General features: G+C 58.6%; 11 protein-coding genes. All 11 read left to right on the top strand.

Going from position 1 to position 7,352, the window contains the following annotated elements:
• Positions 1–442: hypothetical protein (locus NUW23_02435; GenBank protein ID MCR4425034.1), on the top strand; the 442-nt coding region annotated here is incomplete at its 5' end.
• A gap of 61 nt (positions 443–503) precedes the next feature.
• The gene (locus NUW23_02440; protein MCR4425035.1) at positions 504–995 is read left to right on the top strand and encodes a 3D domain-containing protein; all 492 of its coding nucleotides are present in this window, start codon (positions 504–506) and stop codon (positions 993–995) included.
• 377 nt (positions 996–1,372) lie between these two features.
• On the top strand, positions 1,373–2,539 hold the full coding sequence (locus tag NUW23_02445) for an AAA family ATPase (protein MCR4425036.1): 1,167 nt from the start codon (positions 1,373–1,375) through the stop codon (positions 2,537–2,539).
• Entirely contained in the window at positions 2,536–4,032 is a 1,497-nt protein-coding gene (locus tag NUW23_02450) for a VWA domain-containing protein (GenBank protein MCR4425037.1), read from the top strand. Before NUW23_02445 ends, NUW23_02450 begins: the two co-directional genes overlap by 4 nt.
• Positions 4,033–4,283: 251 nt before the next feature.
• Positions 4,284–4,832, top strand: coding sequence for a hypothetical protein (locus tag NUW23_02455; GenBank protein ID MCR4425038.1), 549 nt, complete (start codon positions 4,284–4,286; stop codon positions 4,830–4,832).
• Positions 4,833–4,927: 95 nt separating this feature from the next.
• Positions 4,928–5,185 carry a UPF0175 family protein gene (locus tag NUW23_02460; protein ID MCR4425039.1) on the top strand — a complete coding sequence of 86 codons (258 nt, stop codon included), beginning with the start codon at positions 4,928–4,930 and terminating at the stop codon, positions 5,183–5,185.
• Positions 5,166–5,666, top strand: a complete 501-nt coding sequence (locus NUW23_02465; protein ID MCR4425040.1) for a DUF3368 domain-containing protein — start codon at positions 5,166–5,168, stop codon at positions 5,664–5,666. The genes NUW23_02460 and NUW23_02465 overlap by 20 nt, the downstream gene beginning before the upstream one ends.
• Positions 5,667–5,795: 129 nt before the next feature.
• The gene (locus tag NUW23_02470) at positions 5,796–5,969 is read left to right on the top strand and encodes a hypothetical protein (GenBank protein ID MCR4425041.1); all 174 of its coding nucleotides are present in this window, start codon (positions 5,796–5,798) and stop codon (positions 5,967–5,969) included.
• A 71-nt stretch (positions 5,970–6,040) separates the two neighbouring features.
• Entirely contained in the window at positions 6,041–6,496 is a 456-nt protein-coding gene (locus NUW23_02475; GenBank protein MCR4425042.1) for a hypothetical protein, read from the top strand.
• Positions 6,497–6,869: 373 nt separating this feature from the next.
• The gene (locus NUW23_02480) at positions 6,870–7,160 is read left to right on the top strand and encodes a hypothetical protein (GenBank protein MCR4425043.1); all 291 of its coding nucleotides are present in this window, start codon (positions 6,870–6,872) and stop codon (positions 7,158–7,160) included.
• Positions 7,157–7,352: hypothetical protein (locus NUW23_02485; protein MCR4425044.1), on the top strand; the 196-nt coding region annotated here is incomplete at its 3' end. The genes NUW23_02480 and NUW23_02485, both read left to right, overlap by 4 nt.

Genomic DNA, 7,352 nt, shown 5'->3' on the forward strand with positions numbered 1-7,352 from the left:
GGGCGTAGAACTCGATACCAAACTAACACCCGAACAGGTGGAAAGCAGGCTCTCTCGAAACCTCAGCAAGTGCCCGCATTGCGGAACAGAAGACCAGATGTATGTTCGCGGCGGCTCCTTCTGGGCGGCAGGAGTGATCTTAGCCGAAGACGGGACGTACAACCTGGCTGATGGCAATGAGTGGACAACAGAAGACGAGCTTATCGTATGCGGCAACTGCAAGACGAAGTTCCTTCTGGAGCGCGCAGAAAACGGTACTGAAAGCCTCGTCCCCCTGGATGGACACTTCGATCTCGAGGGCCCCGGAGGGCCGAAGGGGAGAATCGTTTCAGATGATAAGCTGACGACCATTGAGGTTGACGGGCTGGATGGAGCCGCAAAGATGCAACTTTCAACACCAGCTCTGCGCCGCCTGGTCAGCAGGCTGCTGGCGTACATCTGAGAAAGGCAAACAAAGGAGGTCTGCATGTTCTGACATGACACACCCCAAAAGGAAGTCCGTGATGCTTTTCCTGGTGGCCGTGATGGCCACCTTCTTGTTACTGGCCGACGAAGCGTTCCTGATGGCTAGGCCTGAGACCAAGCCTGAGGCCAAGCCTCTCGAAACGGCGGCCGGCGGCGCCCGCGAGCCCCACGAGCCCCGGATTCGCCAGCCCGAAGTGAGCCGAACCACCTTCAGGCGCCAAACACGGATGATGCTGGTCACCGCGTACACTGCCGGTAAGGAGTCGACCGGTAAGGAACCCGGCGATCCCGGATACGGGCTCACTACATCGGAAGAACCCGTACATGTCGGCTGCATAGCGGCTGACCCATCAATACCGTTCGGTACCTGGATCTATGTCCCCGGCTACGGCTGGGGAGTAGTGAAGGACCGTGGCGGAGACATCAAGGGTAACAGACTTGACGTCTACATTCCAAACCTCAAGGAAGCCCTCGAGTGGGGCCGCCAAACCCTGCCATGTGTTCTTGAGTACCCTGTCGAACAAAGTTAGTCTCCCAGAGGGGGTCAACTCGGGTGCCGCGCAGCCATGGTTCTACTTCACAAGGCGCGCTGTGCAATGCTCTCCAGATGATTCACTCCCCGAGAAGTCTTACCGTGATTCGGATTGACTCTGCCGAGACCAAGTCTCGGCCGCACTATTCTTTCACCATCATGAGCAATCCGGTGGACAACCGGTTAACCGTTGTTTTGGGCACATGCCCTTTGGCCGCATCAGACACGTTCTGACTGCCGTTGAGATGCTACAGCGTGGAATTCGGCGTGATCGAAAGCCACGGCAGAGTCCATTACAAAACACAAGGAGGTGGAAGCCCTCCGGAGGGGATTCAACTCGTCCGGAAGGACGAGACCTCCGAACGGGGCGCACGGATGGCTGGATTGGACGAGGCGATGGAGAGGATCGTCGGTCTTCAGGAAGCGTTGATGAACCGCTTCCTCGAGCGCGACGAAGCAATCGAAGGGTCTATAGTGGCCCTGGGTTGTCGCCAGCATGTACTCCTTGTCGGCCCCCCGGGCACCGCAAAGAGCGAGATGGTTGCGGCCTTGACCGCAGCCATCAAGGGCGCCAAGTATTTCGAGTGGTGCCTGGGCAAAGACTCCAAGACCGACGAGCTCTTCGGCCCTCTCAGCATCAAGGCCTATCAGGAAGGCCGGTACGAGCGGGTTCTCGACGGGACACTTCCGGAGGCGGATATCGCCTTCGTGGACGAGGTGTTCAACGCGAACACCACGGTGCTGAACAACATGTTGAAGGTGATGAACGAGAGGGAGTACCGAAACGGGACGAACATCGTCCGCTGCCCGTTGATCACCCTCTTCGGGGCCTCGAACCTGCTTCCCCAGGGGGAAGACGAGACGATCCTCGCCGCCTTCACCGACAGGTTTCTCTTCAAGTACAAGCTCAACTACATCGCTGAAGATGCCAACTTTCAGTCCATGATGATGCTCGTAGGCAGTCCGGAGATGCCCGAGGTGACGATGGACGACCTGCGTCTCTTTCAGCAAGCGGCGCAACAAATTCCATTCGACCAGGACACCCTCGACGCAGTGACCATCGTAAAGAGGACGCTGCAACAGGAAGGTTTCAGGCCCTCTGACAGGCGATGGAGACAGGTCGAGGATGCCCTGAGGGTCAAGGCGGTCCTCGCCGGGGACAGCAAGATCGACGCGGTACGGGATTTCGACATCCTCGCCCACATCTTGCCGCCGACCCCTGAAGAGAGGAAACCGGTTGGGAAGATCCTGCGAAAGACCATCGACCCCCTTGGCGAGAGGGTTGCGGAGGCCCTGGAGATAGCCCAGGAGCAGATGACGCTCTCTCTGGCGGATCCCGAGGACGCAGCCAAGGCCACTGAGGCCTTGAAGAAGATGACCGCAGCCGTCAACGACATGCGCCTTCTCATCCACAAGTCCCCCGGCGCTTCGCGCCGCAAGGTGCAGAACGCCATGGAGAGGATCCTGCGGATGAAGAACGAGGTGGTGAACACGTGTCTAGGTGGTCCAAACGTTGCGCAACCCCCCACGATGACGGCGTGATCAAGGCGGACGGTTGGGACAAGCGCACGTACGCCACGATTCGAGATCATGCGAAGTCCTTGAAAGAAGCCGAAGAAGCAGCCCGGAAGATAATCCCGACCGGGCCCCTGCTCTTCCAGGACTTGTGGGCGGGACTTTTCAAGGCATCTCCCGAACTCGAAGAAACGGTGCCGCCGTCGCTCAAACTCAATAGGAAGCTCATAGAGCAGACGGTGAACTCGCCTGCCTTCCAGGAAACTCGGGAAGGGACCAGACTCGACGAATGGGGCGCCGCTCTTGGCGCTTTGTCATTCGGTAAGAAACTGGTCGAGATTCTTCCCGAGGAAGTCCGGAAACAAGCCGAGGAGGCCGCCCGGCGGCAGGCTGAAGCCGAGAAGATGCAGCAGTTGGCGCAACAGCTCATGCAGGCCGCTCAAAAGGCCGAAAACCAAGCCGACAATCAGAATGACCCCGAGAAAGCGGCTCAGGCCCGGCAAGAGGCCGCGCAGAAGATGGCCGAGGCCCAGCAGCAAATCCGGCAGGCCCAGGAGGCCATGGCGGCCGCCGCCGCTCACGGTGACAACGCGGCAAACGGCCTTGAAGGCAAGGCAGTCCAGGCGGCAGTCAAGGCTGCTGCCGGGGAGACCGAGGAGACCGTCGAAATGGTGGCGGCCCTCTGTTGGGGGACTGGTCCGGGCGGGAGCAGCCAGATCGATGGGAAGAGGGTATTCGAGGTCGCCGAAGCCCTCAACCGGAACGATAATCTCAAAAAGATGGCGCGCCTGGCCGGCCGCATGATCCGGATCGCCATGAACAAACAACGCAGCAAGATACTTCGGGAGCCTGCGGAAGTCGTGGACATCCGGCTGGGGGACGACATCAGTAGTGTCCTCCCGACCGAACTCGCGCTCCTGTGCCATCCCGTCCTCCGACACGAATTCTTCCTGAGGTACACAAAGGGAGAGTTGTTGCAGTACGAGACGCGGGAACGCGAGAAGCTGGGCAGCGGGCCTATCATTCAGTGCGTCGACACCTCGGGCTCAATGGGGGGAGAGAAACACATATGGGCAAAAGCGATTGCTCTAACGCTGGCAAAGATTGCGGCGAGGCAGCGCAGGGCTTTTGCTTTGATCATCTTTGGGTCCTCTACTGAGATCAAGGTTTACAAGTGGCCCGACCCGTCCAAGGTTGACCCCGCCGAGATCGCCGACGCTGCGATGTCCAACTTCGGTGGGGGCACAGACTTCGAGCGGCCCCTGACTGAGGCGATGAAGCTCATCGAGGAGTCAGCCTTCAAGCGCGCTGATATCATTTTTGCGACCGATGGCATCTGCTACGTCGGTGATGCCTTCTTGGCCAACTTCAAGAAACTGAAGCAGGCCAAGGAGTTCTCCTGCTACTCAATCGTGCTGCCGCCGGGGACTACCGAGTGCGTGAACGAGTTCTCGGACCAGTCGATATTGGCGACCATTGACAACGACTCCGAAGCACTGGATCTCGTATTCTCCGTGTGACGTGAGATGCGGGGGTTGCCCTGGGACAACCCCCTTTGCACACATCTAAAACATACTGAGCTACAGCTACTGCGACCACAAGAACCGGAGCCGTGCCGCGTTCCTCCGCTCAGTTCAGCGCGAACCGCTCTGGTGAAATACGGGTTGGCTTCCCCGAAGGAAATGGCGAGGCTGGTAGAAGAGAGGCTGGCCTACGGTGCGAGGCATTAGAGAGACATGGCCCCCAACGACTGTCCGTAGGAGGTGGTGTCATGGATGTCCCTGAGAGCCAGAACACCGGAGTGCGATTGAGGCCCAGGAAAGTCAAGAGAAAGAGAACGAAGACGAAGGTGCTGGAGGCGGCGGTGAGCCGCCATTTTGCTGCTCAATTTGCGGAACAGGTCGCGGATCTCGCGGCTCAGCTGGACGAGGCCAGAGCCGAGGCCGGCGCAACGGCCACACAGGCACTCAGAGAAGTAGACGAGCGGTTGCGGCCCGCCGTTGTGGAAGCGGAAAACGCCCTTCGGCGCCTGTACAGGAAGCTTGGCCTTCCCCAAGGACAGGTTCGGTTGTACGTGTCGGCTACCATTTCAGGAGCCGCCGCTCCTGTTGGACTGAGCTGCTTTGGGCCCGCACGCTCTCTGATCGTGGAGCAGTCAGCCGCAGTGAGAGACATTCAGAGGCGACTCCGCCTTGTGCTGGCGGAGCGCGATCTGCAGGAACTGGAAGTGCTCGAGGAGATGGACAAGGCCAAAACCACCGAGGCCAAACGCAGAATTCTGGGCGCCCGGGGCATTGCCGATCGTCAGGGAGCCGCGTGACAGATGGGAGTCTTACCGGGGCGTTTGAGCAACAGTACCGCTCGGCGTTCATTTGGGGTATAATGCTGGAGAGACAGGTAGAGAGGGGCTGTAGTATGAGCCTTGTCGTCGAGATTCCAAGAGAGGTTGTTGCGGCGCTCAGGCTGCCCCCGGCTGAAGCAGAAGGGGAGCTCCGAAAGGAGCTGGCGCTCGCGTTGTACCGGCGGGCCGCCCTTCCCTTAGGGAAGGCAAGAATGCTGGCTGGAATGACGCGGCGGGAGTTCGAAGAGTTGCTCGGGCAACGCAGGATTGATCGGCATTACGGACCGGAGGAATTGGAGGACGATCTCTCCTATGCCCGGAGCGGTCGCTGACTCCTCGGCGCTAATTGGCCTTGCCGCGATTGGGCGCCTTTCCCTCTTGAAGGACTTCCACCAGAGGATTCTTGTGCCGCCAGCGGTATGGCGTGAGGTTGTCGTGGAAGGCGGGAATAAGCCCGGAGTAGGCGAGGTTCAAAAAGCGGTGTCTCAAGGATGGATCGAAATCATCTCCCCGAAAAACGAAGATCTGGTGAGGCTTCTAAAGGCTGATCTCGATGAAGGGGAAGCGGAGGCTATCGCGCTTGCCATTGAGATCAAGGCCGAGATAGTATTCATTGATGAAGCCGAAGCCAGGCGCACAGCCGAAGTCTACGGCTTGCGAAAAGCGGGAGTGGTAGGCGTGTTACTCCGTGCAAAGGTGGAAGGGAAGGTTGGCTCGCTTCGCTCGGAGTTGAGCAAGTTGCGCAAAGCAGGATTCAGGCTTTGTGAGGAGGTTAGTCAGCGCGTTCTTCAGGAAGCCGGGGAAAGCGAGTAACGAGCATCTGACTAAATGTCGGCAATCCGGCCTGCCCTAAAGAGGAGCTGGCCGGATGTGCTCTTTGTTGGGCGGTTGCCATCGAACGAAAAACAAAGCCCGAGGTGGCTGAGGCAAGGAGGAAGTGCCGTGTCGTGTCCTATTACTGAGATTGCAAACAGATCAAACCTCAAACAGCGCGACCGTGAGATGATCCGCATTGTAAACCAGTGCCTTCAGCAAGGCCAGTCGATAGGTGAAGCCCTTCAGGCGGCTGCGAAGGCGGTAGGCGTTACGCTCTCAGCGGCGCGGGCAAGGTGGTAGGCGCAAAGGAACAAGGACGAGCGACTGCCGGGGGCGTCACAGGCTCAAGGAAGCGATGGACGGCACGGCAGATGCGAATCTTGCTGGAGTCCGTCCAGGCGGCAATCGATGACGGAATTTCTCCTCGAGCGGGGTTCCAAACGGCTTCTCGCTTGGGCACGACTTTCAAAGCATGTGAAACGAAATGGCATAAGTACAAGAGGAAGCATCATCTCAAGGACCTGAAACAGGCGCTTCTCGAAAAAGTCGAAGAGCGAACTCCTCTCACGATCAAGGAGATAGAGAGCGCGGCCGAAGAATCAGGCGTCCACTACCATACCGCGCTTTCCACCCTCGGAGCGCTCCACCGCAACGGAGAAGTGAATGGGCACAAGAACCTGCTGGATGGGATACGCCAAATACTGGAGGCGCTTCTGGCGGATGCAAAGCAGAGGATTGTGGCCCTCCACTGCACGATAACCGATCTCAAAACTCTACTATCCGCGGTCCCCTCGAAGATGTGCAACGAGACGGAACCCTCCATTTGAGCGCCGATCTTGGTGGTCGGGAATACCTTCCCCGACCGTATACACCCTCGGGGAGGAGGTGGCCTGGCATAACGAGGAACAGGAGCACGCCACTGACACCTCAAAGCAACCAGGAGGGGCAAGGGCTGCGGTTGGCCCCGGGAATTCCGGGGTCCTGCCCGAAATGCAATGGCCCCCTTGAACTCGTGGTGGTCAACAATTCTCGAGCACACTTTGATGTGCAACGAGACGGAACTATCCGTCTGAGGAAGATAGAGCGCGGACTTGAGGACGGTTACTCCATGCTCCGTTGCCCCCATTGCTGGTTCTACCAGGAGCTCACGGTCCACGGCGCTTTGGCCATTGTGCCGATAGAACAAGGAGGCCCAGCACAATGGACGATTTGCGAGACAAAGTGCGGCTAGATTACAGTGTTCCGACGACGTGCCCCGATTGTGGCGGTTCTCTGACGGTGATAGCCTATTCCACCCTTACGAGACACTACAGGGTCCAAGAAGATCGTACCGCTACACTGGAGGATGAGATCACGGCCAAGGACGACGACACGCTGGTGCTGGCCTGTGACGCCTGCGCGTACGAAAAGGACCTGCATGTAACTGGAACACGCGGAACATGGTCTCTTGCGGCGCAAAAACGGATTGAGAGGGGAGAAGCCGGTTCGTGACCCCCGAAAGAGTGAGGCAACGCATTGAGACGTTGTGGACCGGGACAAAGCGCGCTGGCATTGGAAAGCTCATCACGTACCTACGGACGAGCGACTTCTACGAGGCGCCGTGCAGCACCAAACATCACCTGGCCAGGCCTGGCGGGCTTGCGGAACACTCTCTCAACGTATACAGAATCCTCAAAGCCAAAG

Source organism: Bacillota bacterium (assembly GCA_024655925.1).
Taxonomy (GTDB): domain Bacteria; phylum Bacillota; class DTU025; order DTU025; family JANLFS01; genus JANLFS01.

Bases quoted from the DNA above. Each gene is read 5' to 3' on its own strand.
- NUW23_02440 (MCR4425035.1), top strand. From the start codon at position 504: ATGCTTTTCCTGGTGGCCGTGATGGCCACCTTCTTGTTACTGGCCGAC.
- NUW23_02445 (MCR4425036.1), top strand. From the start codon at position 1,373: ATGGCTGGATTGGACGAGGCGATGGAGAGGATCGTCGGTCTTCAGGAA.
- NUW23_02455 (MCR4425038.1), top strand. From the start codon at position 4,284: ATGGATGTCCCTGAGAGCCAGAACACCGGAGTGCGATTGAGGCCCAGG.
- NUW23_02460 (MCR4425039.1), top strand. From the start codon at position 4,928: ATGAGCCTTGTCGTCGAGATTCCAAGAGAGGTTGTTGCGGCGCTCAGG.
- NUW23_02465 (MCR4425040.1), top strand. From the start codon at position 5,166: ATGCCCGGAGCGGTCGCTGACTCCTCGGCGCTAATTGGCCTTGCCGCG.
- NUW23_02475 (MCR4425042.1), top strand. From the start codon at position 6,041: ATGCGAATCTTGCTGGAGTCCGTCCAGGCGGCAATCGATGACGGAATT.
- NUW23_02480 (MCR4425043.1), top strand. From the start codon at position 6,870: ATGGACGATTTGCGAGACAAAGTGCGGCTAGATTACAGTGTTCCGACG.